Below are 25833 nucleotides of genomic sequence, written 5' to 3'. Positions count from 1 at the left end.
GGGGTGCTCCAGAAGGCGTTATCGCGGTTGTCGTTATTGGGCGTGGTTCAGTGCGATGTCCAGCGCATCGAAGTTGCGAAGGCGCCGGCTCGCGGCGATGCCCGTCACCGGACGGTTGCAGATGAGCGGCACGCGCTGCTCCGACACGCCGCCGTGCGAGCGCAGCGGCACTTCGAGCGCCGACAGGTCGTGGCGGCTCGCCGCGGTGCCGATCACGGTGTTGCGCTCGCTCACCACCACGATGTCGCCGATGCGGTCGGGCGGCAGCTCGAAGCGCTGCGCGGCGTCCTTGCGCGAGAGCACGAGCTCCATGCCCGGCACCTGCTTGATGCGTTCGATCCAGCCGGGAACGCTCGCCTCGTCGGGCGCATAGACGGTGGCGAACGAGCCGAGCGCACCGTGGTGCACCACGTACGGGTCGGTGATCGGCAGGATCACGCGGGCCGTGCCGGCGCCGTACCAGCCGTCGAGCACGTCCTGCAGGTAGATGACGTTGGGCGAGCCGTCGGCGCCGTGCTTGTCGTTCATGCCGTGGTCGGCGGTGACCACGATGGTGGCGCCCAGCGCATCGAGCTGCGCGAGGTAGCCGTCCATCATGGCGTAGAAGGCATTGGCCGCGGGGCTGCCCGGTGCGGCCTTGTGCTGCACGTAGTCGGTGGTCGAGAGGTACATCAGGTCGGGGCGGCGCGACTCCATCAGCTTCACGCCCGACGCGAACACGAACTCCGACAGCTCCGCGCTGTAGACCGAGGGCACGGGCATGCCGACCATGCCGAGCACGTCGTCGATGCCGTTTTCTTCCATCGTCACCTGGTCCGACTTCTCCGACGAGAAGCAGATGCCCTTCATGCGATGGCCCAGGAGCTTGCGCAGCTTGTCCTTGGCCGTGACCACCGCCACCTTGGCGCCCGCATCGGCGAACGCGGCCAGCACGGTGCCGGTGCGCAGGTACTTGGGGTCGTTCATCATCACTTCCTGGCCCAGCTCGCGGTCGAAGAAGTAGTTGCCGCAGATGCCGTGCACCGCGGGCGGCACGCCGGTCACGATCGACAGGTTGTTCGGGTTGGTGAACGAGGGCACCACGCAATCGCCCAGCAGGTTGGCGCCCGACCTGATCATGCGATCGAAGTACGGAGCGACGCCGGCCGCAATGGCCGCATCGAGGTAGGCCGGCTCGCTGCCGTCCACGCACACGACCACGACGGGGCGCGCCATCCAGCGATAGCTCCTGGCATTGACTTCGAGTGTCTCCGGTGTCATTTCAGACTTCCTTTTGGGGTGGGTTGTTCGATGCCACGGCCGCGTCGGAATCGGCGCGGCCGAAGGCCTTGTGCATGCGTGCGCGGCTGCCGGCCACGTGCTCGCGCAGCGCGCGCCCCGCCGTCTCGGGGTTGCCGCTGGCAATCGCGTCGACGATGTGGCTGTGCTCGTCGGCCGAGACCTTGAGGCCCCCGCCGCTGTCGAGCGCGCGCATTCTGAAAAGGTGCAGCTCCTTGACCAGGCGCTTGTAGGTTTCGGTGAGCTTCTTGCTGCCGGCGGTGTCGAGCAGGATCTCGTGGAACTGCAGGTTGAGCTGTGCGTACTGCTCCACGTCCTGCGCCTGCGCGGCCGAACGCATCGCGTCGACCATGGCGCGCAGCCGCTCGATCGCGTCGGGCGCAATGGCCAGCGCCACGCGGCGGCCGATGATTTCTTCGAGCGCCTCGCGCAGTTCGTAGATCTCGTCGGCTTCCTCGAATGCGATTTCGCGCACGAAGACGCCGCGGTTCTTTTCGTTGCGCACGAGGCCGGCTTCTTCCAGCGCCCGCAGCGCTTCCCGGATGGGGCCGCGGCTGGTGTTGAAGCGCTGCGAGAGCTCGCTCTCGTTGATGCGGCTACCGACGGGGAGCTCGCCCGTCATGATCAAACGCTCGATTTCCTCCTGCATCAGCATCGGCAGCGAGCTGGACTGGAGGAATGCGAGGGCGGCGGAGTGATTGCTGGTGACCATGGGGCGTATTTTCCCGAAGAATTGAAAACTGTCAACAATCTTTTATTGACAGTCATCAATCGTCAATCTACATTTCGCTCGCCGGAGCTTGGCACGCCAGCAGCCGGAGCCCGCCACTCACCTCTTCCAGTGACAGCCAGCCCTCTCAGGAGAAACAGATGACGATGAAACAAAGCACGCGCCGTCTCACGGCGGTTCTGTGTGCGGCGACGCTCGGCCTTGCGGCCAGCGGCGCTGCATGGGCGCAAAAGACCTCGCTCCTGGTCTACACGGCGCTCGAAACCGATGCCATGAAGCTCTACAAGGACGCCTTCGAGAAAGCCAACCCGGACATCGAGGTGAAGTGGGTGCGCGACTCCACCGGCATCGTCACCGCCAAGCTGCTGGCCGAGAAAGCCAATCCGCAGGCCGACGTGGTGGCCGGCCTGGCCGCCAGCAGCCTGGCCCTGCTGGGACAGGAAGGCATGCTGCTGCCCTACGAGCCCAAGGGCTTCAAGGAGTTGAACCCCGCGTACTCCGACGCCGCACGCCCACCGGCCTGGGTCGGCATGGACGTCTGGGCCGCGACCATCTGCTTCAACCGCGTCGAGGCGCAGAAGCTCGGCCTTCCAAAGCCCGAGACCTGGAAAGACCTGGCCAAGCCGGTCTACAAGGGCACGATCTCGATGCCGCACCCGGCCTCCAGCGGCACCGGTTATCTCGACGTGTCCTCGTGGCTGCAGAACATGGGCGACGCCGAAGGCTGGAAGTACATGGACGCGCTGCACCAGAACATCGCGCAGTACGTGCACTCGGGCTCCAAGCCCTGCAAGCAGGCCGGCGCGGGCGAGTTCCCCATCGGCATTTCCTTCGAGTTCCGCGCACACCAGGTCAAGAAGTCGGGCGCGCCGGTCGATCTGATCTTCCCGAAAGAAGGCCTGGGCTGGGACATCGAAGCCACCAGCCTCATGAAGACCAGCACGAAGCTGCCGCAAGCCAAGCGCTTCGCCGACTGGATGGCCAGCAAGGAGGCCAACCAGATCACCTCCACCTGGTGGGCCGTGGTGGCCTACCCCGGCGTGGCCTCGAAGCTGGAAGGCATTCCGGACAACTACGAAAAGCTGCTGGCCAAGAACGACATCAACTGGGCGGCAAAGAACCGCGAACGCATCCTGGCGGAATGGAGCAAGCGCTACGAAGGCAAGGCCGAACCCAAGTAAGCCCCGCGGCATTCCCGACTTTCAATCCGCGGGCGCCGCCGCAGTGGCGACGCCCGCCAACGACGAGTGCGAAAAATGGATATGACCGACACCAAGTTCATTGCCAACCCGGTGCCTGCGAGCGCGCCCGCCGCGCTCGAGATCGTCGGCGTGCGCAAGGACTTCGAATCCTTCAGCGCGTTGCGCGACGTGCACCTGCGCGTGAATCCGGGCGAGATGCTGTGCTTTCTCGGCCCCTCGGGCTGCGGCAAGACCACGCTGCTGCGCATCATCGCGGGACTGGAAACGCAGACCTCCGGGCAGATCCTGCAGAACGGCAAGGACGTCTCGTGGCTCTCGCCGGACAAGCGCGACTACGGCATCGTGTTCCAGTCGTATGCGCTCTTTCCCAATCTCTCGATTGCCGACAACATCGGCTACGGCCTGGTCAACAGCCGCGCCCGGCGCGGCGACATCAAGGCACGCGTCGAAGAATTGCTGAAGCTCGTCGGCCTGCCGACCTCGGGCAACAAATACCCGAGCCAGCTCTCCGGTGGGCAGCAACAGCGCGTGGCGCTGGCGCGCGCCCTTGCCACGCGACCCGGCCTCCTGCTGCTCGACGAGCCGCTGTCGGCGCTCGATGCGCTGGAGCGCATCCGCCTGCGCGGTGAAATCCGCCGGCTGCAAAAGCAGGTCGGCATCACGACCATCATGGTCACGCACGACCAGGAAGAAGCGCTGTCGATGGCAGACCGCATCGTGGTCATGAACCACGGCGTGATCGAGCAGGTCGGCACGCCGATGGAAGTCTATGAACAGCCGGCCACGCCCTTCGTGGCCGATTTCGTGGGCAAGGTGAATGTGCTGCGCTCGGTGGCGCTGGGCAACCACCGCTTCCAGGTCGGCGACATGGAACTGCAGTGCGACGCCTGCGACGGCGCCTTCGAGCCCGGCGAGGCCGTCAACCTCTACCTGCGCCCCGAAGACCGCGCGGTCGAGCACCTGGCCGACGACACGGCCAACCGCCTGCAGGTGCGGGTCACCAAGGTCGAGTTTCTCGGCGGCCTGTGCATTGCCGAAGTGACGGCCGATGCGCTGCATGGGCAGGCGCTGGGCCTGCACTTTTCGCTCAACCAGTTGCACGACCTGGACATCCGCGAAGGCAACACCATCGACATCGCGCTGCGCGCGAACCGCATCCGCGCCTTCTCCGCCCGCACGCCGAAGCCATGAACACGCTCGCCCGCCCTCGCACCGCGTTCGCCGCCTTCAGCGCGCGCCCCGTCATGCGCTGGAGCCGCGACGAAACCATCGCCCGCGCCATCCTGCTCGTGGTGATGGCGATGCTGTTCGTGTTCCTGATCGCACCGCTGCTGACCATCCTGGCGCATGCCGTGCAGGACCGGGAAGGCCGCTTCGTCGGCCTGACCCACTTCATCACCTACTTCCAGACACCCAGCCTGCTGCGCGCGGCGTGGAACTCGATCTGGGTGTCTGCGGTGGTGGTGATGATCTCGGTGCCCACGGCCTTCGTCTTCGCCTATGCGCTCACGCGCAGTTGCATGCCGGCGCCGCTCAAGGCGGTGTTTCGCCTCGTCGCGCTGATTCCGCTGCTGGCGCCCTCGCTGCTGTCGGCCATTTCGTTCGTGCAGTGGTTCGGCAACCAGGGGGCGCTCAAGTTCCTCCTGGGCGGCGTGTCGATCTACGGTGCGCCGGGGATCATCATGGCGGAGGTCTACAACACCTTTCCGCATGCGCTGATGATCCTGATCACCGCCCTGTCGCTGGCCGACGGACGGCTGTACGAGGCCGCCACCGCGCTGCGCACCCGGCCCTTGCGGCAGTTCATGACCATCACGCTGCCATCGTGCAAGTACGGCCTCATCAGCGCGGCCACCGTGGTCTTCACCTATGTGGTGAGCGACTTCGGCGCACCCAAGGTGATCGGCGGCAACTTCAACGTGCTGTCGGTCGATGTCTTCAAGCAGGTGGTGGGACAGCACAACTTCTCGATCGGCGCGGTGGTGGGCATGCTGCTGCTGATTCCGTCGATCATTTCCTTCGTCATCGACTACGTGGTGCGGCGCAAGCTGAAGGCGCAGCTCACGGCCCGCTCGGTGCCCTACAGCCCCAAGCGCCGCAAGCTCGCCGATCCGCTGCTGATGCTGTTCTGTACGGTGGTGTGCGGCCTGCTGCTGGCCACCATCGGCATGGCGATCTACACCTCGCTGATCTCGCTGTGGCCCTACGACCTTTCGCTCACGCTCAAGCACTATCACTTCGTGCTGGTCGAAAGCGACATGGCCGCGGCCTACGGCAACAGCCTGATCGTCGCCATGGCCACCGCCGTGGCCGGCTCGCTCATCGTGTTCGTGGGCGCCTACCTGATCGAGAAGACGCGCAACCTCGGCCTGATGCGCCGCGGCATGCACCTGATGGCGGTGCTGTCGATGGCGGTGCCGGGACTGGTGCTCGGGCTGGGCTACGTGATGTTCTTCAACCATCCGGCCAACCCGCTGAACTTTCTCTACCAGACGATGGCGATCCTGATCATCTCGATGGTGGTGCACTACTACACGTCGAGCCATCTCACGGCCGTCACCGCGCTCAAGCAGATCGACAACGAGTTCGAGGCCGTGTCGGCCTCGCTCAAGGTGCCGTTCTTCAAGACCTTCCTGCGGGTGACGGTGCCGGTGTGCCTGCCGGCCATCCTGGACATCGGGCGCTACTTCTTCGTGGTGTCGATGGCCAGCCTGTCGTGCGCCATCTTTCTCTACACGCCCGAGACCATCCTGGCCTCGGTCGCGATCATGCATCTGGACGACGCCGGCGACATCGGCCCGGCCGCGGCGCTGGCCAGCCTGATCGTCGTGACCTCGACCCTCGTGTGCATCGCCTATTCGCTGCTCACGCGCGTGCTGCTGTCGCGCACGCAGGCCTGGCGCAACCTGAGCCGCGGCTGAACACGCATCGCACCTCTCTCATTTCCTTTCCCCGCCTGGAGACATCATGAGTCAAACGCACCACCCCAGCTACCCCATCCTGCTCACGCCCGGCCCCCTGACCACCTCGGACCGCACACGCCAAGCGATGCTGCGCGACTGGGGTTCGTGGGATGCGGACTTCAACCAGATCACCGCGCGCATCCGCAAGGAAGTGCTGAACATCGTGCACGGCACGGGCACGCACGAATGCGTTCCGCTGCAGGGCAGCGGCACCTTCTCGGTGGAAGCAGCCATCGGCACCGTCGTTCCGCGCAACGGCCATGTGCTGGTGCCGAGCAACGGCGCCTACTGCCAGCGCCTCGCGAAGATCTGCAAGGTGCTGGGCCGCAGGCTGACCACCATCGACTACACCGAGGAAAAGCAGGTGTCGCCCGCAGACGTCGACCGCGCGCTTGCAGCCGACCCCAGCATCACGCACGTCGCCGTGGTGCATTGCGAAACCGGCGCGGGCGTGCTCAACCCGCTGCACGAGATCGCGCTGGTGGTTGCAAAGCATGGCCGCGGCCTGATCATCGATGCCATGAGTTCCTTCGGCGCGCTGGAGATCGATGCACGCAGGACGCCCTTCGACGCGGTCGTCGCTGCTTCGGGCAAGTGCCTCGAAGGCGTACCGGGCATGGGCTTCGTGGTCATCAAGCGCAGCACGCTCGAGAAATGCGAAGGCAACTGCCACTCGCTGAGCATGGACCTGTACGACCAGTGGGTGTACATGGAAAAGACCACGCAATGGCGCTTCACGCCGCCCACGCATGTGGTCGCGGCACTCGACACCGCCATTGCGCAGTACATCGAGGAAGGCGGCCTGAAGGCACGCGGCGCACGCTATGCGCGCAACTGCAAGGGACTCATCGACGGGCTGGCTGCGCTGGGTTTCAGGAGCTTTCTCGACCCGGCCATCCAGGCGCCGATCATCATCACCTTCCACGCGCCGGACGACGCCAACTACAACTTCAAGACCTTCTATCAAGAGGTCAAGAAGCGCGGCTACATCCTCTACCCCGGCAAGCTCACGCAGGTGGAGACCTTCCGCGTCGGCTGCATGGGGCACTTCGGCGAGGCGGGCATTCCTGGTGCGGTCGCGGCGATTGCGGACACGCTGAAAGCCATGGGGATCCGGCAGGTGTCGGCGACCGCCACAGCCTGAGCGGCGCGCACGGACGGACGGCCCCTACAACGCGCAGGTCCGGAAGCCGAAGAAGCCGTCGTCGCGCTCTGGCAGCGCGAAGCTGCGGCGCTTGAGCGAGCGCAGGCGCGCACGCGTCGCGAACGAGGCACCGCGCAGCACGCGCGCACGGCCGAAGGCGGCCTCGGGGTCGAACTCGCCGCCGGCGCTCCACGGGTCGGCGCGATAGCCGGGCCATGGCTGCAGCGTGCCCGCCGTCCATTCGTGCACGTCGGCCCAGCGAAAGCCGCGCCGCGCGGCCACATGCGCCGCGATTTCCCATTCGACCTCGGTCGCAACGCGTCGCCCCGCCCAGCGGGCCCAGGCATCGGCCTCCCACCAGCTCAGGTGCACGGCGCTGTGATGCCCGGCCGCCCGCACGGTCGCACCGAAGCGCTGCTGCAGCACCGAGCCGCCCGTGCCGTTGCGTGCCACGCCGATCTGCTCGACATGGCGCGGCCCGCGCCGTCCCTCGACCTGCGCGGCCAACCAGCGCCAGCCCTCGGCGTGCCACAGTTCCTCACGGTCGTAGCCGCCGTCGTCGACGAACTCGATGTACTGGTTCCAGGTGACGGGCTGCGCATCGATCTCGAACTCGGGCACGTCGACCCGGTGTGCGCTGCGCTCCTGCGCAAAGGCGAAGCCACTCTCGGACGACCCCAGCTCCCAGCGCGTGGCCGGCAGCAACAACGGCGGGTGCGTGACGGCAATGGGCGCCTGCTCGATGCCCAAGGGCAGCCCCAGCGTCTGCGCCATCACCACGAACTGCTCGCCGCGCAGGTCTTCATGGAACAACGCGAGGCGATAGAAGTACAGCCCCGCATCGGTCTCGGCCGCGTGCTCCAGCAGCTCGAGCGTGCTCTCCAGCGTTTCGAGCAAGTAGGCGCGGGTCTGGCCGAGATCGGGCAGGTCCGCGGGCCAGCGACGGGGCCCGGGCGCGTGCTGCATCGGGCTCCACCAGTCGTCGGCGCCGGGCTCGATCGCCGCGAGCCGCGTGGGCCGCACCGGGCAGTCGGGGCCGAAGGCGCGCTGCGTGTTGCGGCCGATCCACCACTCGGCAAACCAGCCGATGTGGCCGGCCAGCCAGGCCGCCGGCACCACGCCTTCTTCTTCCAGCGCGGGTGGCCGCACGAGCGCATCGGCGCCCATGGCTTCTTCATAGAGCGACAGCAGGTGCAGCGTCTGGTTGCGCGCATCGATCAGTGCCAGCGACAACAGCTCACGGCCGGCGCGGCACATGTCCGTCGAGTCGATCGAATGGGGCAGGCCCTGGGCCCCGGAAGGGGTCGAGGAAGGCGGCAGGCGCGAAGACATCGCCGATTATGAGGACCGCCCAAGGGCCTCGAAACATGCCCCGGATTCCGGGTAAACCCGCCCAGTGAAACGGCGCAATACAAAGGTATGCGCGGGTAACATTCCGGGCTTTTGCGCAGCCCCCACAACGGGCCCGCGTTTTTTCTGGGCTTCGTGGGAGACACCCCTTGTCTGCATTCCTCAAATTCGCGACCGGCATGGACTGGGTCAGCGAAAAACTCGGCAAGATCGCCGGCTACGCCGTACTGGGTGCCTCGCTGATCTCTGCCGGCAATGCCCTCATCCGCTATGGCCTCGACTTCAGCAAGAACTCGTGGCTCGAGATCCAGTGGTACCTGTTCGCCGCCACCGTGATGCTCGGTGCGCCCGTGGTGCTTCGCTTCAACGAGCATGTGCGCGTGGACATCATCTACGGCAAGCTCAAGGGCTACGGGCCGGTGTATGTCGACCTGTTCGGGCTCATCTTCTTCCTGCTGCCGGTGATGGCGCTCTTCACGTACCTCACCTGGCCCTTCTTCTGGAACATGTGGGTCACCGGCGAGATGTCGGGCAACATCGGCGGCCTGATCCGCTGGCCCGCCGCGCTGCTGATGCCCGTGGGCTTTGCGGCGATGTTCCTGCAGGGCGTTTCGGAAATCATCAAGCGCATTGCCTACCTGCGCGGCCTGATCCAGATGGACACGCACTACGAGAAGCCGGTGCAGTGACGGGCGCCCCTTGCGCGCCCCTCCTTCGCACTCTTTCAGGCCCCGCCCTTTCTCGCACCGCAGGTAAGTAGCAATGCACATGGAAAACTTTGCCCCGATCATGTTCGCGGGGCTCATCGTGATCATGCTGATCGGGTTCCCGGTCGCGTTTTCGCTCTCGGCCCTGGGCCTGATCTGCGGCTTCTTCGCCATCGAGATGGGCTGGTTCCCGGCCGGCTTCATGGCCAACCTGCCGCTCAACGTTTTCGGCATCCTGTCGAACGAGACGCTGCTCGCCATTCCGTTCTTCACCCTGATGGGAGCCGTACTGGAGAAGTGCGGATTGGCGGAGGACATGCTCGACTCCATGGGCCAGCTCTTCGGCCCGGTGCGCGGCGGCCTGGGCTACTCGGTGATCATCGTGGGCTTCATCCTCGGCGCCATCACCGGCACGGTGGCCGGCCAGGTGATCGCGATGGCGATGATCTCGCTGCCGATCATGATGCGCTACGGCTACGACATGCGCTACTCGACCGGCGTGCTCGCCGCCTCGGGCACGATCACGCAGCTGGTGCCGCCCTCGCTGGTGCTCATCGTCATGGCCGACCAGCTCGGCACCGACGTCGGCCAGATGTACAAGGGCGCCTGGGGTCCGTCGATCCTGCAGGTGATCATCTTCGCGATCTACACCTTCCTGGTGGGCCGGCTGCGCCCGCACTACGTGCCGGGCCTGCCCGTCACCGCACGCACGCTGAACGGCTGGGCACTGTGGGGCAAGTGCCTGCGCGGCATCATCCCCTCGGCCATCCTGATCTTCGCGGTGCTGGGCTCGATGGGCGGCCTGCCCTTCATGGACAACGCCATCGCCACGCCGACCGAGGCCGGCGCGATGGGCGCGGTGGGCTCGCTGATCCTGGCGCTCATCCATCGCCGCCTGAACTGGTCGCTGCTGAAGGGCGCGATGGAAGGCACGATGCGCCTGACGGCCATGGTGGTGTTCATCCTGATCGGCTCGCGCGTGTTCTCGCTGGTGTTCCAGGGCGTCGATGGTGCCAAGTGGATCGAGCACATGCTGTCGGGCCTGCCGGGCGGGCAGGTCGGCTTCCTGATCGCGGTCAACATCTTCGTCTTCTTCCTTGCGTTCTTCCTCGACTTCTTCGAGATCGCGTTCATCATCCTGCCGCTGCTGGGGCCCGTCGCGCACAAGCTGGGCATCGACATGGTGTGGTTCGGCGTGCTGCTGTGCGTGAACATGCAGACCTCGTTCATGCATCCGCCCTTCGGCTTTGCGCTGTTCTATTTGCGGGGCATCGCCGACACCCTCTTCAAGAACGGGGCGTTGCCCAAGAAGGTGGAGTCGCGCGACATCTACCTGGGCGCCATTCCGTGGGTGGCGATGCAGCTGCTGCTGGTGGCCATCGTGATCTTCTTCCCGCAGACGGTGACCGTGTTCCTCGAGAAGGAAAAGGTCGTCGACATCGACAAGGTCAACCTCGACATGCCCGCTGACGCCGAGCCGCCCCCCGCCCCCGACAGCAACGGCGTGAACATGGAAGACCCATTCGGCAACGGCAAGAAGGATGAGGCGGCCACCCCGGCCGAAGCACCGCCGGCCTCCAGCGAGACCGCCAAGCCGTGAGCGACCACGGCCCAGGCACCGCGCAAGAACAACAGGACAACGACAACATCGACGGCCCTCGCACCCCGCCCCTTGAAAGCGCGGCCTTCCCGCCGCTCTTGCGCACGCTGGCGGTGGTGCTCGTGGTGGACATCTTCGCCTTCGCGCTCTGGAGCCTGCCTTCGCTGCGCACCACCACCTGGTCGACCAGCGCCCTGGTGGTGTTCGGCATCGCGGCCCTGTGCGTGGTGTGGGTGGGCTACTGGATCGTCTACAGCCGCACCCGCATCGAGGGTGACGTGCTCACGCAGACCTGGCTCTGGGACAAGCGCGTGAGCGCACAGGACGTGGCGCAGCTCAAGCTGGTGCACATCCGCATGCTCGAACGCCTGATCGCACCGCGGCTGCTGGTGCGGCGGCGCTACGGCGGCATGACGTGGTTCCACGCGGCCGACGCTAGCGTGCTCGTGGCGTTCGGCGAGCAGGTGGCGAAGCGCTCGATTCCGCAGAAGCCGGACAACGGCGAGCCCTGAGCAAGGCGCCTCGGGGCGCTTTCTTCTTCTATCGCTGGAGCAGGCGCTCGAGCGTTTCGCGAATGGCGCGCGGCTTGTCGATGCCATCGCCATCGGCCGGACAACTTGCCGCCTGCACCCGCTCCGCGCCCTTCGGCCCGACCTGGGCATGGAGCTGTTCGCAATCGCAGCGCAGCCGGCCCTTCAACGCCTTGGTGTGCGCATTGCGCACCTCGGCCACCCAGCACGAATCGCCGCAGCCGCACGAGTGGTATTCGAGTACCTCGCCGCGCGTGTTCCATGGCAGCGTGTAGCTGCCCGTGCCGGCCGCGGCCTGCGCGCCCGAGGTGAACGCCATCGCGAGAAGCGCTATCGCAAGGGACGACATTCGAAGCATGCGAAGAAGACCTGGAAGATGGAGAAAGAGACGCACGATAACCGCAGCGAACGGGCGAAAAAAAGCCCCGCCTGGATCGGCAGGGCTTCTTGCTCGAGACAAGGCGCCGCAATGGCGCCCGCCTTTTCTTCTTACAGCTTCTGCTGCTGCATGAAGCGGTCGAACGTGCCTTCGGTGTAGCGGAACCAGGCGTTCTGGTCGGCCAGGAATTTCGACCAGTCGCCGTAGATCTTCTTCCACTCGGGGTTGCTGTTGTTCAGGTCCGAGTAGATCTGCTGGGCCGACTTGAAGGCGGCGTTCATCACGTCCTGCGAGAACGGGCGCAGCTTGGTGCCCGAGCCCACGAGCTGCTTGAGCGCGACCGGGTTCTTGGCGTCGTACTTGGCGGTCATGGTGATGTTGGCGTGTGCGGCGGCCGCCTCGACGATGGCCTTGTACTCGCCCGACAGGCCTTCCCAGGCCTTGGTGTTGATGTAGAAGTCGAGCTCGGGGCCGCCTTCCCACCAGCCGGGGTAGTAGTAGAACGGGGCGATCTTGTTGAAGCCCAGCTTCTGGTCGTCGTACGGGCCGACCCACTCCAGGCCGTCGAGCGTGCCCTTTTCAAGCGCCGGGTACAGGTCGGCGCCAGGGATCGATTGCGGGATCACGCCGAAGGGTTCGAGCACCTTGCCGGCGAACGGGTTGGTGCGGAACTTCAGGCCCTTCAGGTCGGCGACCGACTTGATTTCCTTGCGGAACCAGCCGCCCATCTGCGCGCCCGTGTTGCCGCCCGGCAGGTTGATGATGTTGTACTTGGCATAGAACGCGCGCATCAGCTTCAGGCCGTTGCCTTCGTACATCCATGCGTTCTGCTGGCGGGTGTTCATGCCGAAGGGCACTGCGCAGCCCAGGCAGAAGGTCGGGTCCTTGCCGTAGAAGTAGTACGGCGCCGTGTGGGCCATCTCGACCGATGCGTTCTGCACGCCGTCCACCACGCCGAACGCGGGCATCAGCTCGCCACCGGCGTGCACGGAGATCTGGAACTTGCCGCCCGTCATGTCGCTGACGCTCTTGGCGAACACCTCGGCGGTGCCGAAGATGGTGTCCAGCGACTTGGGAAAACTCGACGCCAGGCGCCAGCGAACGGTTGCCTGCGCATGAACCGCGGGTGCGATGCCGGCAGCCAGAACGCCGGCGATGCCGGCGTTTTTGATGAGGGAACGACGATCCATTGATAGCTCTCCGAGTTCTTTGAATAAAACAAAACGCGGCTTGTGGCCGCGTTGGGGACTTTGGTGTAAGCCGGGGCGATTGTAAAAACGCGCTTACAGGTGCCCGGCGGGGGTTTACCCTGCGGCATTCGGGCGGGGCGCATGCGATCCGGAAGGTGTTGCAGGCGAGGCATAAAATGTTACTTCGCCTTCATCACTCAAAACCACCGAGGCATCCAACAGATGATCCGCTCCATTCCCTTCAAACCCGCTCTCTTCGCACTCGTTGCCGCCACCGCATTCGGTAGCGCGCAGGCCGCCGACATCAAGATCGGCGTGGCCGCTGCCCTGTCGGGCGGCGCTGCCCAATATGGCTCCGCCATCCGCAACGGCTTCCAACTGGCAGCCGACGAGATCAACGCCGCCGGCGGCATCAACGGCGACAAGATCGTGCTGGCCATCGAGGACGAGCAGGGCAAGAAGGAAGACGCCATCAACGTCTTCAAGAAACTGATCTTCCAGGACAAGGTCCTGATGACCTTCGGCCCCACGCTGTCGAACTCGGCACAAGCCGCCGACCCGATCGCCCAGGCCGCCAAGACCGTGGCCTTCGGCACCTCGAACACGGCCGACGGCATCACCTCGATCGGTGACTACATCTTCCGCAACTCGGTGACCGAAGCCGACGTGCTGCCCGAAACGCTGCGCGTGGCCATCAAGCACGCCAACGTGAAGAAGGTCGCCGTGCTGTACGGCAACGACGACGTGTTCACCAAGAGCGGCTACGACAACTTCAAGAAGGCCCTCGAAGACCTGAAGCTGCCCGTGACCACCACCGAGACCTTCGCCAAGGGCGACGTGGACTTCAAGGCCCAGCTGACCAAGATCAAGGCCACCAACCCCGACGCCATCGTGCTGTCCGCACTGCTGGCCGAAGGCGCACCGGTGATGGTGCAGGCCCGCCAGCTCGGCCTGAACGTGCCGATCATCGGCGGCAACGGCATGAACTCCACGAAGATCTTCGAGTTGGCCAAGGGCAGCTCGGACAACCTCTACGTCGGCAGCCCCTGGTCGGCCAGCAACGCCACGCCCGAGAACACCAAGTTCCAGAAGGCCTACAACGACAAGTTCAAGATCGCGCCGGACCAGTTCGCGGCACAGGCCTACGACGGCCTGTACGTGGTCGCGCAGGCGCTCAAGGGCGTGAAGCTGACGGGCAACCTGGCATCGGACCGCAGCGCGCTGCGCGATGCCCTGCCCAACGTGAAGTGGACCGGTGCCACCGGCGCCTTCACCTTCGCGCGCGCCAAGGACAAGGCCGGCAAGCCCGCCGGCTACGACGCCCAGCAGCAGGCCATCGTGAGCGTCACGAAGGGCACTGCGTTCGTGATCGAGAAGTAAGCACCGCCGTGGCGGGACCGCGTCGCGCGGCCCGCCGGTGCCCTTCGCATGGCGCAGGCCTCCTGCGCCGTTTTCTTTTTTGATTTGCCGCAATGCCCCCTACGGTTGCGGCCTGACGGAAGCCCATCGTGCTCGATCAGCAGCTTGTCAACGCCTTGTCGCTGGGGTGCGTCTACGCACTCTTCGCGCTCGGCTTCACACTCATCTTCGGCGTGCTCGGCGTCATCAACCTGTCGCATGGCGCGGTCTTCATGGTCGGCGCCTATTCGGCGGCCGAGTTCATGCGCGTGCTGCACCTGCCCCTGTGGGTCGGCCTGCCCTTCGCGTTCGCCTTCTGCGGCGTGCTCGGCCTGCTGATCGACGTGCTGGTGCTCAAGCCGCTGCGCAAACGCAACGCACCCCACCTGATTCCGATGATCGCCACCATCGGCGTGGCCATCATCCTGAACAACGGCATCCAGGGCATCTTCGGCGCGGAGAACCTGCGCTTTCCGGCCGGCACCATTCCCGACGACGCGCTGGTGATCGCCGGCATCCACGTCACCGTGCTCGAACTGGGCATCGTGCTGGCGTCGTTCCTGCTCATGGGCCTGCTGATGCTGTCGCTGCAGCGCACGCAACTGGGCCGCGCGCTGCGCGCCATTGCCGAGTCGCCCAAGGCGGCGTACCTCGTCGGCGTGAACGTCGAAGGCCTGTTCTATCTGACCTCGTTCGTGGCCGCCGGCCTGGGCGGCGTGGCGGGCGTGCTGATCGGCCTGTATTCGAACGCCCTCTTCCCGCTGATGGGCCAGCCGATGCTCGAGAAGGGCATCGCGGTGATCATCCTGGGCGGCATGGGCGACATCCGCGGCGCGCTGCTCGGCGGCCTGTTCCTCGGCTTTGCCGAAGTGCTGTCGGTGGCCTACGTGGGCTCCAACATGCGCGACGCGGTGGCCTTCGGCCTGCTGTTCCTCGTGCTGCTGGTGCGTCCGAAGGGTCTGTTCGGTTCGCTGAAGGAGCGCAAGGTCTGACATGGAAGCGCTCGACAATTTCTGGTCGGTCTACAGCAACCTGGTGCTCTCGCTCGGCATCAACGGCCTGCTGGCACTCTCGATCTGGCTCACCCTCGCCTGCGGCATGCTGGCGCTGGCCAATGCCGCCTTCATGGGCATCGGCGCGTACACCGCGTCGATCCTCACGCTGAACTACGGCGCGCCGTTCCCGGTCGCCATTGCCGCCGGCATGGCGGCGCCGGCGCTGGTCGCCTTCATCATCGGCAAGCCGACGCTGCGGCTGTCGGGCGTGTACCTGGCGATGGCCACGCTGGCCTTCGGCGAGGTGGTGCGCATCGCCATCCTCAACGCCGAGTCGCTCACGGGCGGCGCGCTGGGCCTGAACGGCATTCCGCAATCGACCGAGTGGTGGCACGTGGCGCTGGCGCTGGTGCTCGTGCTGCTGGTGCTGTGGCGCATCCGCCGCTCCAAGGTGGGCCGCGCCTTCGAGGCCATCAAGGAAGACGAAACCGCCGCCGGCCTGATGGGCATCGACGTGGCGGGCCACAAGATGCTGGCCTTCGTGCTGGGCGGCGCCATCGCCGGCCTGGCGGGCACGCTCAATGCGCACCTGACCTTCTTCATCGGCCCGGCCGAGTACGGTTTCAACCGCGCGGTCGACATCCTCACGATGGCGATTCTTGGCGGCATCGGCAGCCTCACCGGCCCGGTGCTGGGCGGCACCATCCTCACGCTGCTGCCTGAAATGCTGCGCGGCCTCGGCGCCTTCCGCCTCGTGGTCAATGGCTTCATCCTCGTGCTGATCGTGCTGTTCCTGCCCAAGGGCATCTGGGACCCGGCGCGCATCCGCCAGTGGTTCGCACGCAAGGGGAGCGCGGCATGAGCGAAAACACGCTTCTCACACTCAAGAACGTGTCGCGCCACTTCGGTGGCCTGAAGGTCCTGCAGGACGTGAACCTCGACATTCCCAAGGGCGGCGTGTTCGGGCTCATCGGCCCCAACGGCGCCGGCAAGACGACGGTGTTCAACCTGATCACCGGCCTGTTGCCGACCACCAGCGGCACCATCCACTTCGAGGGCCAGGACCTGGCGGGCCGCAAGCCCTTCCAGATCACCCGTGGCGGCATTGCGCGCACCTTCCAGAACATCCGCATCTTCAAGGAGATGTCGCTGCTGGAGAACGTCACTGTCGGCATGGACGCCAAGCTGCGCTACGGCCCCCTCGGCCTGCTGGCCGGCACGGGCCTGTTCCGCAGCGAGGAAAAGCGCGCGCGCGACCGTGCGCGCGAACTGCTCAGTTGGGTCAAGCTCGACCACAAGGCGAACGACGTGGCCGACAACCTCTCGTACGGCGACCAGCGCAAGCTGGAGCTGGCGCGCGCGCTGGCCACCGAGCCCACGCTGCTGCTGCTCGACGAGCCGGTCGCCGGCATGAACAGCACCGAGAAAAGCGAGCTGATGGTCGAGATCGAGAACATCGCGGCGCGCGGCTACACCGTGTTCATGATCGAGCACGACATGCGCTTCGTGATGGGCCTGTGCCAGCAGATCGCGGTGCTCAACTTCGGCCGCATCATCGCGCGCGGCGGACCCGAGCAGATCCGCAACGACCCGCAGGTGATCGAGGCCTACCTCGGCCGCGAAGACGACGAAGCCACGAACGACCAGGAGGCCGCTGCATGAGCGCCGCGACGAGCAACCCCTTGCTGCAGGTGCAGGACCTGAAGGTGAACTTCGGGCACGTGCAGGCCGTGAAGGGCATCGACTTCGAGCTGCACGAAGGGCAGATCACCACGCTGGTCGGCGCCAATGGCGCGGGCAAGTCGACGACGCTGCTGGCGCTGTCGGGCCTGGTGAAGAAGGCCTCGGGCCGCGTGACTTTCGCGGGCCAGGACATCACCGCGCTGTCGCCCCACAAGATCGTGGCCGGCGGCGTGGTGCAGGTGGCCGAAGGCCGCGCCACGCTGACGACGCTGACGGTGCGCGAGAACCTCGAGCTGGGCGCCTACACGCGGCGCGACGGTGCGGCTGCGCGCGCGGCCGACCTGGAGCGCATCTACGCGCTGTTCCCGGTGCTGAAGGACCGGGCCGATGGCCTGGCCGGCAACCTCTCGGGCGGCGAGCAGCAGATGCTGGCGATCGGCCGGGCCCTGATGGCCAAGCCGCGCGTGCTGCTGTTGGACGAGCCCTCGATGGGCCTGGCGCCGATCATCGTGCAGGACATCTTCCGCACGCTGCGCGAGATCAACAAGCAGGGTTTGACGATCTTCCTGGTGGAGCAGAACGTGCGCCAGGCACTGAAGATTGCCGACCGGGCGTATGTGATCGAGACGGGATCGATCGTGTTGTCGGGTACCGGACGCGAGTTGCTGGGCAACCCGAAGGTGCAGGACGCGTACCTGGGCAGCTGATCCTGGCTTCCCTCCCTCCCCCGCTGGGGGAGGGTCGGGGTGGGGGCACGGCGGCCTGTAAACCGCGGCGGCATCTTCAAGGCCGCTTGCCCCCATCCCAGCCTTCCCCCAACGGGGGAAGGAGCAATACGCAAGAGCCTCAGGCGCGGCCGAAGCGGTCGGCGATGGACTTCTCGATGCCCGCTGCGTCGAGGCCAATCCCCGCCAGCAGCTTCGCCGGATCGCCGTGCTCGATGAAGCGGTCGGGCAAGCCCAGCAGCAGCACCGGCTTCAGCAGATTCGCGGCCTGAAGCGCTTCGAGCACCGCACTGCCCGCACCGCCCATCGTGGCGCCCTCTTCGAGCGTGACGATGGCGTCGTGCGTGCGCGCGACCTGCAGCAGCAGATCGACGTCGAGCGGCTTGGCCCAGCGCATGTTGACTACCGTGGCATCGAGCGACTCGGCCGCCGTGAGCGCCGGGTACAGCAGCGTGCCAAAGGCCAGGATCGCGATGCGCTTGCCTTCGCGGCGCACTTCGCCCTTGCCGAAAGGCAACGCGTCGAGCGTGAGGTTCGGCGTCACGCCGGCACCCGCGCCGCGCGGATAGCGCACCGCCACCGGATGGCTCTGCTCGTAGGCGCTGGTCAGCAATTGCCGGCACTCGCGCTCGTCGGCCGGGCAAGCGATGCTCATGTTCGGGATGCAGCGCAGGAACGGGATGTCGTACGCACCCGCGTGCGTGGCGCCGTCGGCACCCACGAGGCCCGCGCGGTCGAGCGCGAACACCACCGGCAGGTTCTGGATCGCCACGTCGTGGATCAGCTGGTCGTAGGCGCGCTGCAGGAAGGTCGAGTAGATCGCCACCACCGGCTTCAGGCCTTCGCAGGCAAGGCCGGCCGCGAAGGTCACGGCGTGCTGCTCGGCGATGCCGACGTCGTAGTAGCGGTCGGGAAAGCGCTGCTCGAACTCGACGAGCCCCGAGCCTTCGCGCATCGCAGGCGTGATGCCCACGAGCCGGCCGTCATGCGCGGCCGTGTCGCACAGCCAGTGGCTGAACACCTGCGTGAAGGTCTGCTTGGCCACCGCGGTGGACTTGACCAGCCCGACCTGCGGATCGAACTTGCCGGGGCCGTGATAGGCCACCGGATCGGCCTCGGCCAGCTTGTAGCCCTGGCCTTTTTTGGTGACCACGTGCAGGAACTGCGGGCCGTCGAGGTGCTTGAGGTTTTCGAGCGTGGGCACCAGCGATTCGAGGTCGTGGCCGTCGATCGGGCCCACGTAGTTGAAGCCGAACTGCTCGAACAGCGTGGCGGGCACGACCATGCCCTTGGCATGCTGCTCGAAGCGCTTGGCCAGCTCGAACAGCGGCGGCGCGGCGCGCAGCACGCTCTTGCCGACGTTCTTGGCGGCGGCGTAGAAGTTGCCGCTCATCAGTTGCGCCAGATAGCGGTTGAGCGCACCCACGGGCGGGCTGATCGACATGTCGTTGTCGTTCAGGATCACCAGCAGCTTGCAGTCGCACACGCCCGCGTTGTTGAGAGCCTCGAAGGCCATGCCGGCCGTGAGCGCACCGTCGCCGATGATGGCCACGGTGTGGCGGTCTTCGCCCTTCTGCTTGGCGGCCATGGCCATGCCGAGCGCGGCCGAGATGCTGGTCGACGAATGGGCGGTGCCGAAGGTGTCGTACTCGCTCTCGGTGCGCTGCGGAAAGCCCGAGATGCCGCCGATCTGCCGCAGCGTGGGCATGCGCTCGCGCCGGCCCGTGAGGATCTTGTGCGGGTAGGTCTGGTGGCCCACGTCCCACACCAGCCGGTCGTGCGGGGTGTTGAACACGTGGTGCAGCGCGACCGTCAGCTCGACCGTGCCGAGGTTGGAGCTCAGGTGGCCGCCGGTGCGCGAGACGTTGTCGAGCACGCAGGCGCGCACTTCATCGGACAGTTGCCGGAGCTGGGCCCGGTCGTACTTGCGGATCGGCGAGGGGTCGTGGAGTGTGGGAAGCAGCGGAGCCATGGGGAGGTTTTGTTCTTTTCTCAGCGGTCGCGGTCGACCACCATGTGGGCCAGCGCACGCAACGCGGCGGTGTCGGCCAGGCCGCTGCGCGCCAATGCGGCGAGCGCGTCGGCCAGCAGCTGGCGGGCCTGCGCGCGCGCGCCGTCGAGGCCCAGCAGCGACACGTAGGTGGGCTTGTCGGCCGCGGCGTCCTTGCCGGCGGTCTTGCCCAGGGTCTGCGAATCGGCAGTGACGTCGAGGATGTCGTCGACCACCTGGAACGCCAGGCCGATGGCCGCGCCGTAGTCGCGCAGCGCGGCCAGGGCCGTCGGCGTGACGTGGCCGCAGGCGGCGCCCATCTCGACGCTGCCCTGCAGCAGCGCGCCGGTCTTCAGGCGATGCATTTCGCGCAGTTGCGCTTCGTTCAGGGCAATGCCGACGCTGGCCAGGTCGATCGCTTGGCCGCCGGCCATGCCCTGGCTGCCCGCGGCGCGGGCCAGCAGGCGGCACAGCATGGCTTGCGTGGAAGACGGCACTTCATCGCCCTCGGGCGTGAGCAACTCGAAGGCCAGGGCCTGCAGCGCGTCGCCGGCCAGCAAGGCATCGGCTTCACCGAACTTCACGTGCACGGTGGGCTTGCCGCGCCGCAGCACGTCGTTGTCCATGCACGGCAGGTCGTCGTGCACCAGCGAATAGGCGTGGATCAGCTCGGTGGCGCAGGCGGCGCGCAGCGCGGCGGCCTTGTTGCCGCCAACCGCCTCGCTGGCCGCCAGCACCAGCAGGGGCCGCAGGCGCTTGCCGCCGTCGAGCACGGCATAGCGCATGGCATCGCCCAGCAGCACGGGGGCATCGACGCCGACCCAGCGCGACAGCGCGGCCTCGACGTTCGCCAGGTGCGGCTCGCTCCAGCCGGACAGGCGGGCGGCATCCCAATCGATGGTGGGCGTGGTGTTGGTCATGGCGACGGCGCTCATTCGGCGGTCCAGGTCTTCAGGCTGCCCGCGTCGAGCACCTTGATCTGGTCTTCGACCGCCTGCAGCTTGTCGCGGCAAAAAGCCAGCAGCGCGGCGCCGCGCTGGTAGCTGCCGAGCAGTTGGTCGAGCGGCAACTGGCCCGATTCGAGCTCGGCAACCAGTTGTTCCAGTTCCTGGAGCCCGGCTTCGTAACTGGCGGGCAGCGGGCCTGTGTCGGGCGTTGCCGCCGGGCTGGACGTGGAAGGGGAAGGCACCTTGGGCATGCAACGAAACGTGGGTGAAACCGGGCATTTTAGGGCGGGGCCCGAAATGAACGGCCGCCGCCGCCGGGCCGCCCCGAGGCGGGCCGCGCCGCCCCCTCGGAGGGGGGCGAATTACAGGCTTCGAAGCGGTCTGAAAAGCCAGGGGGCAAAAAAAGTGCCCCCGGGTACAATGCGAACTTCTCTCGTTGGCAACACACCAACACCCCTCTCGGGCCGTCGACCCTTCCAGACGGCGCCTTCCGTTCTTTCTCTTTCTCTCCCTGTGGGGAGCTTGGTCAGGTCCTCCATGTCTGATTTAAGTCTTCAACTGCAGCAGGCCGCGAGCCAACTTCCAGTTTCAGCGTATTTCGACGAAGCGCTCTACGCGCGCGAAATGCAAAACCTTTTTGCGCGAGGGCCCCGCTATGTCGGCCATCGCCTTTCCGTGCCCGAGATGGGCAACTTCCACACCCTGCCGCAAGAGCACCAGGGCCGCGCGCTGGTCCACACGCCCAAGGGCGTGGAGCTGATCTCGAACGTCTGCCGCCACCGCCAGGCGCTGATCCTGCAGGGCCGGGGCCAGCTCGACAACCAGACGGGCGGCAACATCGTCTGCCCGCTGCACCGCTGGACCTACGCCGCGAGCGACCCGCGCACCACCGGCACGCTGATCGGCGCCCCGCATTTCGACCAGGACCCCTGCCTGAACCTGCACAACTACCCGCTCACCGAGTGGAACGGCCTTCTGTTCGAGAAGAACGCCGACGGTTCGGGCCCCGACGTGGCGGCCGACATGGCCGGCCTCGGCCCGCAGGCCGACCTCGACTTCAGCGGCTATGCGCTCGACCGCGTCGAGCTGCACGAGTGCAACTACAACTGGAAGACCTTCATCGAGGTCTACCTCGAGGACTACCACGTGGGCCCGTTCCACCCGGGCCTTGGCAGCTTCGTCACCTGCGACGACCTGCGCTGGGAGTTCAAGCCCCGCTATTCGGTGCAAACGGTGGGCGTGGCCAACCGGCTGGGCCGCGCGGGCAGCCCGGTGTATCAGAAGTGGCAAGAGCAGTTGCTCAAGTACCGCGACGGCAAGCCGCCCAAGTACGGCGCCATCTGGCTGACCTACTACCCGCACGTGATGGTCGAGTGGTATCCGCACGTGCTCACGGTGTCGACGCTGCATCCGGTGAGCCCGACCAAGACGCTCAACATGGTCGAGTTCTTCTACCCCGAGGAAATCGTCGCCTTCGAGCGCGAGTTCGTCGAGGCTCAGCAGGCCGCCTACATGGAAACCTGCGTGGAAGACGACGAGATCGCCGAGCGCATGGACGCCGGCCGCCGCGCGCTCATGCTGCGCGGCGACAACGAGACCGGCCCCTACCAGAGCCCGATGGAAGACGGCATGCAGCAGTTCCACGAGTGGTATCGCAGCGCAATGCAGAACGCCTGACTCGATGATTGCCGCATCGACGGGTGTTCTGGGAACACCGCGGAACCGGCTTTGCCGGGCCGCTGGTGTTGCCCCCGGTGAGGGGGTTGGAGAAGCGACACGAAGTGCGCGAAGCCTGGGGGAGAGCCAATAATGCAAGCGCTGTGGATGGTGCTCGGGGCCTTTTTGTTCGCCACCATGAGCGTGGTCGTCAAGATCGCCTCGGCGTGGTTCAACAGCGGCGAGATGGTGCTGGGGCGCGGCCTGATCGGCATCGTGTTCCTGTGGCTGCTGGCACGCAACCGCGGCGTGTCGCTCGCCACCCGTTATCCCGGCATGCACGCATGGCGCAGCACCATCGGCGTGGTGTCGCTCGGTGCATGGTTCTACGCGATCGCCCACATGCCGCTGGCCACCGCCGTCACGCTCAACTACATGAGCAGCGTGTGGGTCGCGGCCTTCCTCATCGGCGGCACGCTGCTGGCCTGGGTCCCGGTGCCCGGGCGCGACGGCCGCGTGCAGCGCCCGCCGCTGCAGGGCGCGCTGGCGCTGACCGTGCTCGCGGGCTTCGTGGGCGTGGTTCTGATGCTCAAGCCCACCGTCAACGGCAACGAGGGCTTCGCGGGCATGCTGGGCCTGCTGTCGGGCCTGACGGCCGCCTTTGCCTACATGCAGGTGGTGGCGCTGTCGCGCATCGGCGAGCCCGAGCTGCGCACGGTGTTCTATTTCGCGGTCGGCTCGGCCGTGGCCGGCGCCTTCGCCACCGCCGCCACCGGCTTTTCGGGCGGCAGTTCGTGGACCTGGCAGCATGCGCTGTGGTTGCTGCCGATCGGCCTGCTGGCCGCTCTCGGACAGCTTTGCATGACGCGCGCCTACGCCACCGCCAAGACCCAGGCCGGCACACTGGTGGTGGCCAACCTGCAATATTCGGGCATTGTCTTTGCGGCCTTCTACAGCGTGGTGCTGTTCGACGACCGCATCGACGCCGCGGGCTGGGGCGGCATGGCGCTCATCATCGCGAGCGGCATCGCGGCCACCGTGCTGCGGCAGCGGGCGGTGCCCAAGGCGCCGGCCGAGGAACACTGAACCACGCGCAACAACGTCATTTCGAAGGAGCACACGCCATGTACACCACCCTCATCTCCGTCGAACAACTCCAGCAGCTGCAGCAAGGCGACACGCCCTTCATGGTGTTCGACTGCAGCTTCGAACTCATGAAGCCCGAAGCCGGCCCGCAGCACTATGCCGCCGCGCACATTCCGGGCGCGCTCTACGCCAACCTGGACACCGACCTCAGCGCCAAGCATGGCGCACCCGGCGCCCATGGCGAAGTCGTGGTGGCACAAGACGACGGTCCGCCCGCCTCGGGCGGGCGCCACCCGCTGCCCAGCCGCGAGAAGTTCGCGACGTGGCTCTCCAGCATCGGCTTTGCCAACGACATGCAGGCCGTGGTGTACGACCGCAACGGCGCCAACTACTGCGGGCGCCTGTGGTGGATGCTCAAGTGGATGGGCCACGACGCGGTGGCCGTGCTCGACGGCGGCCTGCAGGCCTGGCAGGCCGCGGGCGGCGAAGTCACCCACCGCGAAGAGCCCGCGCGCTTCCAGTCGAACTTCGTGCCGGGCGAGCCGATCGCGAAGCTCGTCACCACCGACACCGTGCTGCGCCGGCTCGACCAGCCTGACCAGAACCTGATCGACGCACGCGCCGGTGCCCGTTACCGTGGCGAGGTGGAACCTCTGGACCCGATTGCCGGTCACATCCCCGGGGCTCTGAACCGGCCCTTCGCCGACAACCTCGGCCCCGACGGCAAATTCAAGCCGGCATCGCAATTGCATGCCGAGTTCGAGTCGCTGCTCGCGGGACGCGATCCGGCGACCGTCGTCCACCAATGCGGCAGCGGCGTCAGTGCCGTGCCCAACCTGCTTGCGATGCAGATCGCCGGCTTCGGGACGACCGCGCTCTATGCCGGCAGCTGGAGCGAATGGAGCAACACGCCGGGGCTGCCGACCCGGCAAGGCGCTGAACCATGACATTGACCCGACGACTCCGACGCACTTGCGGTCTTGCAAGCGTTGCCGCGCTCCTTGCGGCCACCCCGTTCCTCGCGGCGCAGGCACAGCAGCAGCACGCACACGTGCACGGCCAGCTCAAGCTCGACGTGGCCGTCGATGGCCCCACCGTGGTGATCGACATGGAATCCCCGCTCGACAACATCGTCGGCTTCGAGCGCGCGCCCAAGACCGATGCCGAAAAGAAGACCGTCGAGGAAGCCGTGGCCCAGTTGCGCGCGGCCGACAAGCTCTTCGTCATCGACCCGGCCGCCAACTGCAAGCTCGGCCCCGTCGACCTGCGCTCTGGCGCGCTCGGCCTGGGCAACCCCGATCCGAACGAGCCCGTGGGCCACGCCGACCTTGACGCCACCTTCTCCTTCAACTGCACCAACGCGGCCGCCGCGAAGTTCATCGACGTGAACCTGTTCGGCGTGTTCAAGGGGCTGCGCCAGATCGATTCGCAGATCGCCTCCGCACAGGGCCAGTTCAAGCGCCAGCTCAAGCGCCCGGCCGGCGCGGCGGCCGCCCAGCCGGTTCGCCTGGGCTGGGGCAAGTGACACTGTGAGCCCCCCCCTGCAGGACGAGACATCGGCGCTGCGCGTCGTGCTCGCCGCCGAAGCGCTGCGTTTTTCGTGGCCCGGCGTCAAGACCCCATGCATCGACATCGAGGCGTTTCGCATCACCGCCGGCGAATCGGTGTTCTTGCATGGCCCGAGCGGCTGCGGCAAGAGCACGCTGCTGTCGCTGCTGGCCGGCGTGCTGGTGGCCGACGAAGGCCGCGTCACGCTGCTGGGACACGACTGGTCGAAGCTCTCGGGCGCCGCGCGCGACCGCAGCCGCGTGGCCCACGTGGGCTACATCTTCCAGCAGTTCAACCTGCTGCCCTACCTGAGCGTGCTCGACAACGTGCTGCTGCCCTGCCGCTTCTCGGCGCGCCGCGAAGCACAGGCCGCGCGCAACGGCAGCTCGCGCGCCGAAGCCGAGCACCTGCTCGACCAGATGGGCCTGGACCGCAACCTCTGGAAGCGCCAGGCGCTGCAGCTCTCGGTCGGCCAGCAACAGCGCGTGGCCGCCGCGCGCGCGCTCATCGGCCAACCCGAGGTGGTGATTGCCGACGAGCCCACCTCCGCGCTCGACGAAGACCGGCGCGAAGCCTTCCTCGACGTGCTGCTGACGGCCTGCGCCATGAACCACAGCGCGCTGGTGTTCGTAAGCCACGACCAGCGCATCGCGCAGCGCTTTGCGCGGCACGTGCTGCTGCCCGAGATCAACCGCGCGGCATCGAGCGCCATGGCGGTGGACGCATGAGCGC

General features: G+C 66.6%; 25 protein-coding genes. 17 read left to right on the top strand and 8 right to left on the bottom strand.

Going from position 1 to position 25833, the window contains the following annotated elements; all coding sequences use genetic code 11:
• Positions 1-33 precede the first annotated feature (33 nt).
• Both phnA and ACGLHS_RS00795 read right to left on the bottom strand, forming a co-directional pair.
• Complete coding sequence (gene phnA / locus ACGLHS_RS00800; RefSeq protein WP_394475993.1) at positions 34-1260, bottom strand: phosphonoacetate hydrolase; 1227 nt, start codon at positions 1258-1260, stop codon at positions 34-36.
• A gap of 1 nt (position 1261) precedes the next feature.
• Positions 1262-1990 carry a phosphonate utilization associated transcriptional regulator gene (locus ACGLHS_RS00795; protein WP_093236757.1) on the bottom strand — a complete coding sequence of 243 codons (729 nt, stop codon included), beginning with the start codon at positions 1988-1990 and terminating at the stop codon, positions 1262-1264.
• Positions 1991-2148: 158 nt separating this feature from the next.
• Between ACGLHS_RS00795 and ACGLHS_RS00790 the strand changes: the two genes are divergently transcribed.
• From ACGLHS_RS00790 to ACGLHS_RS00775, 4 genes are all read left to right on the top strand, one after another.
• Positions 2149-3189, top strand: coding sequence for a putative 2-aminoethylphosphonate ABC transporter substrate-binding protein (locus tag ACGLHS_RS00790; protein WP_394475990.1), 1041 nt, complete (start codon positions 2149-2151; stop codon positions 3187-3189).
• 75 nt (positions 3190-3264) lie between these two features.
• Positions 3265-4401, top strand: coding sequence for a putative 2-aminoethylphosphonate ABC transporter ATP-binding protein (locus tag ACGLHS_RS00785; RefSeq protein ID WP_394475988.1), 1137 nt, complete (start codon positions 3265-3267; stop codon positions 4399-4401).
• Complete coding sequence (locus tag ACGLHS_RS00780; protein WP_394475985.1) at positions 4398-6131, top strand: putative 2-aminoethylphosphonate ABC transporter permease subunit; 1734 nt, start codon at positions 4398-4400, stop codon at positions 6129-6131. The genes ACGLHS_RS00785 and ACGLHS_RS00780 overlap by 4 nt, the downstream gene beginning before the upstream one ends.
• Positions 6132-6177: 46 nt before the next feature.
• The gene (locus ACGLHS_RS00775) at positions 6178-7317 is read left to right on the top strand and encodes a 2-aminoethylphosphonate--pyruvate transaminase (RefSeq protein WP_394475983.1); all 1140 of its coding nucleotides are present in this window, start codon (positions 6178-6180) and stop codon (positions 7315-7317) included.
• 24 nt (positions 7318-7341) lie between these two features.
• Here ACGLHS_RS00775 and ACGLHS_RS00770 read toward each other — a convergent pair whose 3' ends face one another.
• Entirely contained in the window at positions 7342-8649 is a 1308-nt protein-coding gene (locus ACGLHS_RS00770; RefSeq protein WP_394475980.1) for an SUMF1/EgtB/PvdO family nonheme iron enzyme, read from the bottom strand.
• 167 nt (positions 8650-8816) lie between these two features.
• On the opposite strand from ACGLHS_RS00770, the gene ACGLHS_RS00765 reads away from it, so the two are divergent.
• From ACGLHS_RS00765 to ACGLHS_RS00755, 3 genes are all read left to right on the top strand, one after another.
• Complete coding sequence (locus tag ACGLHS_RS00765) at positions 8817-9356, top strand: TRAP transporter small permease subunit (RefSeq protein ID WP_093236751.1); 540 nt, start codon at positions 8817-8819, stop codon at positions 9354-9356.
• Between the two features lie 73 nt (positions 9357-9429).
• Positions 9430-10974, top strand: coding sequence for a TRAP transporter large permease subunit (locus ACGLHS_RS00760; RefSeq protein ID WP_394475977.1), 1545 nt, complete (start codon positions 9430-9432; stop codon positions 10972-10974).
• Positions 10971-11486 (top strand): hypothetical protein, encoded by a 516-nt coding sequence (locus ACGLHS_RS00755; protein ID WP_394475975.1) that lies wholly within the window; start codon positions 10971-10973, stop codon positions 11484-11486. The genes ACGLHS_RS00760 and ACGLHS_RS00755 overlap by 4 nt, the downstream gene beginning before the upstream one ends.
• A gap of 28 nt (positions 11487-11514) precedes the next feature.
• Here the strand turns inward: ACGLHS_RS00755 and ACGLHS_RS00750 are convergent, their stop codons facing one another.
• The gene (locus ACGLHS_RS00750) at positions 11515-11853 is read right to left on the bottom strand and encodes a hypothetical protein (protein ID WP_394475973.1); all 339 of its coding nucleotides are present in this window, start codon (positions 11851-11853) and stop codon (positions 11515-11517) included.
• A 140-nt stretch (positions 11854-11993) separates the two neighbouring features.
• Positions 11994-13073, bottom strand: a complete 1080-nt coding sequence (locus tag ACGLHS_RS00745; protein ID WP_093236747.1) for a TRAP transporter substrate-binding protein — start codon at positions 13071-13073, stop codon at positions 11994-11996.
• Positions 13074-13295: 222 nt separating this feature from the next.
• Here ACGLHS_RS00745 and ACGLHS_RS00740 point away from each other — a divergent pair, with 222 nt between their 5' ends.
• The 5 genes from ACGLHS_RS00740 to ACGLHS_RS00720 all read left to right on the top strand — a co-directional run bounded on the left by ACGLHS_RS00740 (position 13296) and on the right by ACGLHS_RS00720 (position 17856).
• Positions 13296-14453, top strand: a complete 1158-nt coding sequence (locus ACGLHS_RS00740) for an ABC transporter substrate-binding protein (protein WP_176800979.1) — start codon at positions 13296-13298, stop codon at positions 14451-14453.
• 128 nt (positions 14454-14581) lie between these two features.
• Complete coding sequence (locus ACGLHS_RS00735) at positions 14582-15463, top strand: branched-chain amino acid ABC transporter permease (protein WP_093236746.1); 882 nt, start codon at positions 14582-14584, stop codon at positions 15461-15463.
• A 1-nt stretch (position 15464) separates the two neighbouring features.
• Entirely contained in the window at positions 15465-16328 is an 864-nt protein-coding gene (locus tag ACGLHS_RS00730; RefSeq protein WP_093236745.1) for a branched-chain amino acid ABC transporter permease, read from the top strand.
• Positions 16325-17128, top strand: coding sequence for an ABC transporter ATP-binding protein (locus ACGLHS_RS00725; protein WP_394475968.1), 804 nt, complete (start codon positions 16325-16327; stop codon positions 17126-17128). Before ACGLHS_RS00730 ends, ACGLHS_RS00725 begins: the two co-directional genes overlap by 4 nt.
• The gene (locus ACGLHS_RS00720) at positions 17125-17856 is read left to right on the top strand and encodes an ABC transporter ATP-binding protein (protein ID WP_394475966.1); all 732 of its coding nucleotides are present in this window, start codon (positions 17125-17127) and stop codon (positions 17854-17856) included. Before ACGLHS_RS00725 ends, ACGLHS_RS00720 begins: the two co-directional genes overlap by 4 nt.
• 139 nt (positions 17857-17995) lie before the next feature.
• On the opposite strand, the gene dxs is transcribed toward ACGLHS_RS00720, so the two are convergent.
• Genes dxs through xseB form a run of 3 tightly spaced genes read right to left on the bottom strand, consistent with a single transcriptional unit; the run spans position 17996 to position 21062 of the window.
• Entirely contained in the window at positions 17996-19846 is a 1851-nt protein-coding gene (gene dxs, locus ACGLHS_RS00715) for a 1-deoxy-D-xylulose-5-phosphate synthase (RefSeq protein WP_093236742.1), read from the bottom strand.
• 20 nt (positions 19847-19866) lie between these two features.
• On the bottom strand, positions 19867-20799 hold the full coding sequence (locus ACGLHS_RS00710) for a polyprenyl synthetase family protein (RefSeq protein WP_394475963.1): 933 nt from the start codon (positions 20797-20799) through the stop codon (positions 19867-19869).
• Positions 20796-21062, bottom strand: coding sequence for an exodeoxyribonuclease VII small subunit (gene xseB, locus ACGLHS_RS00705; protein WP_093236740.1), 267 nt, complete (start codon positions 21060-21062; stop codon positions 20796-20798). Before xseB ends, ACGLHS_RS00710 begins: the two co-directional genes overlap by 4 nt.
• A gap of 286 nt (positions 21063-21348) precedes the next feature.
• Here xseB and ACGLHS_RS00700 point away from each other — a divergent pair, with 286 nt between their 5' ends.
• The 5 genes from ACGLHS_RS00700 (at position 21349) to ACGLHS_RS00680 (ending at position 25829) form a co-directional block, all read left to right on the top strand.
• On the top strand, positions 21349-22488 hold the full coding sequence (locus tag ACGLHS_RS00700) for an aromatic ring-hydroxylating dioxygenase subunit alpha (RefSeq protein ID WP_394475959.1): 1140 nt from the start codon (positions 21349-21351) through the stop codon (positions 22486-22488).
• A 132-nt stretch (positions 22489-22620) separates the two neighbouring features.
• Entirely contained in the window at positions 22621-23553 is a 933-nt protein-coding gene (locus ACGLHS_RS00695; protein WP_256327133.1) for a DMT family transporter, read from the top strand.
• Positions 23554-23591: 38 nt separating this feature from the next.
• Positions 23592-24500, top strand: a complete 909-nt coding sequence (locus ACGLHS_RS00690) for a sulfurtransferase (protein ID WP_394475956.1) — start codon at positions 23592-23594, stop codon at positions 24498-24500.
• Complete coding sequence (locus ACGLHS_RS00685) at positions 24497-25078, top strand: DUF2796 domain-containing protein (RefSeq protein WP_394475954.1); 582 nt, start codon at positions 24497-24499, stop codon at positions 25076-25078. Before ACGLHS_RS00690 ends, ACGLHS_RS00685 begins: the two co-directional genes overlap by 4 nt.
• 4 nt (positions 25079-25082) lie before the next feature.
• The gene (locus tag ACGLHS_RS00680; protein ID WP_394475951.1) at positions 25083-25829 is read left to right on the top strand and encodes an ABC transporter ATP-binding protein; all 747 of its coding nucleotides are present in this window, start codon (positions 25083-25085) and stop codon (positions 25827-25829) included.
• Positions 25830-25833 lie beyond the last annotated feature (4 nt).

Source organism: Variovorax sp. VaC1, from assembly GCF_043658315.1.
Taxonomy (GTDB): domain Bacteria; phylum Pseudomonadota; class Gammaproteobacteria; order Burkholderiales; family Burkholderiaceae_C; genus Variovorax.
Note: the sequence above shows the minus strand (reverse complement) of the source record. Positions and strands in the feature narration are given on the sequence as shown.

Excerpts from the sequence above, each read along its gene's own strand:
- phnA (WP_394475993.1), bottom strand. The coding sequence starts at position 1,260 with ATGACACCGGAGACACTCGAAGTCAATGCCAGGAGCTATCGCTGGATG.
- ACGLHS_RS00795 (WP_093236757.1), bottom strand. The coding sequence starts at position 1,990 with ATGGTCACCAGCAATCACTCCGCCGCCCTCGCATTCCTCCAGTCCAGC.
- ACGLHS_RS00790 (WP_394475990.1), top strand. The coding sequence starts at position 2,149 with ATGACGATGAAACAAAGCACGCGCCGTCTCACGGCGGTTCTGTGTGCG.
- ACGLHS_RS00785 (WP_394475988.1), top strand. The coding sequence starts at position 3,265 with ATGGATATGACCGACACCAAGTTCATTGCCAACCCGGTGCCTGCGAGC.
- ACGLHS_RS00780 (WP_394475985.1), top strand. The coding sequence starts at position 4,398 with ATGAACACGCTCGCCCGCCCTCGCACCGCGTTCGCCGCCTTCAGCGCG.
- ACGLHS_RS00775 (WP_394475983.1), top strand. The coding sequence starts at position 6,178 with ATGAGTCAAACGCACCACCCCAGCTACCCCATCCTGCTCACGCCCGGC.
- ACGLHS_RS00770 (WP_394475980.1), bottom strand. The coding sequence starts at position 8,649 with ATGTCTTCGCGCCTGCCGCCTTCCTCGACCCCTTCCGGGGCCCAGGGC.
- ACGLHS_RS00760 (WP_394475977.1), top strand. The coding sequence starts at position 9,430 with ATGCACATGGAAAACTTTGCCCCGATCATGTTCGCGGGGCTCATCGTG.
- ACGLHS_RS00750 (WP_394475973.1), bottom strand. The coding sequence starts at position 11,853 with ATGTCGTCCCTTGCGATAGCGCTTCTCGCGATGGCGTTCACCTCGGGC.
- ACGLHS_RS00745 (WP_093236747.1), bottom strand. The coding sequence starts at position 13,073 with ATGGATCGTCGTTCCCTCATCAAAAACGCCGGCATCGCCGGCGTTCTG.
- ACGLHS_RS00740 (WP_176800979.1), top strand. The coding sequence starts at position 13,296 with ATGATCCGCTCCATTCCCTTCAAACCCGCTCTCTTCGCACTCGTTGCC.
- ACGLHS_RS00730 (WP_093236745.1), top strand. The coding sequence starts at position 15,465 with ATGGAAGCGCTCGACAATTTCTGGTCGGTCTACAGCAACCTGGTGCTC.
- ACGLHS_RS00725 (WP_394475968.1), top strand. The coding sequence starts at position 16,325 with ATGAGCGAAAACACGCTTCTCACACTCAAGAACGTGTCGCGCCACTTC.
- ACGLHS_RS00720 (WP_394475966.1), top strand. The coding sequence starts at position 17,125 with ATGAGCGCCGCGACGAGCAACCCCTTGCTGCAGGTGCAGGACCTGAAG.
- dxs (WP_093236742.1), bottom strand. The coding sequence starts at position 19,846 with ATGGCTCCGCTGCTTCCCACACTCCACGACCCCTCGCCGATCCGCAAG.
- ACGLHS_RS00710 (WP_394475963.1), bottom strand. The coding sequence starts at position 20,799 with ATGAGCGCCGTCGCCATGACCAACACCACGCCCACCATCGATTGGGAT.
- xseB (WP_093236740.1), bottom strand. The coding sequence starts at position 21,062 with ATGCCCAAGGTGCCTTCCCCTTCCACGTCCAGCCCGGCGGCAACGCCC.
- ACGLHS_RS00700 (WP_394475959.1), top strand. The coding sequence starts at position 21,349 with ATGTCTGATTTAAGTCTTCAACTGCAGCAGGCCGCGAGCCAACTTCCA.
- ACGLHS_RS00695 (WP_256327133.1), top strand. The coding sequence starts at position 22,621 with ATGCAAGCGCTGTGGATGGTGCTCGGGGCCTTTTTGTTCGCCACCATG.
- ACGLHS_RS00690 (WP_394475956.1), top strand. The coding sequence starts at position 23,592 with ATGTACACCACCCTCATCTCCGTCGAACAACTCCAGCAGCTGCAGCAA.
- ACGLHS_RS00685 (WP_394475954.1), top strand. The coding sequence starts at position 24,497 with ATGACATTGACCCGACGACTCCGACGCACTTGCGGTCTTGCAAGCGTT.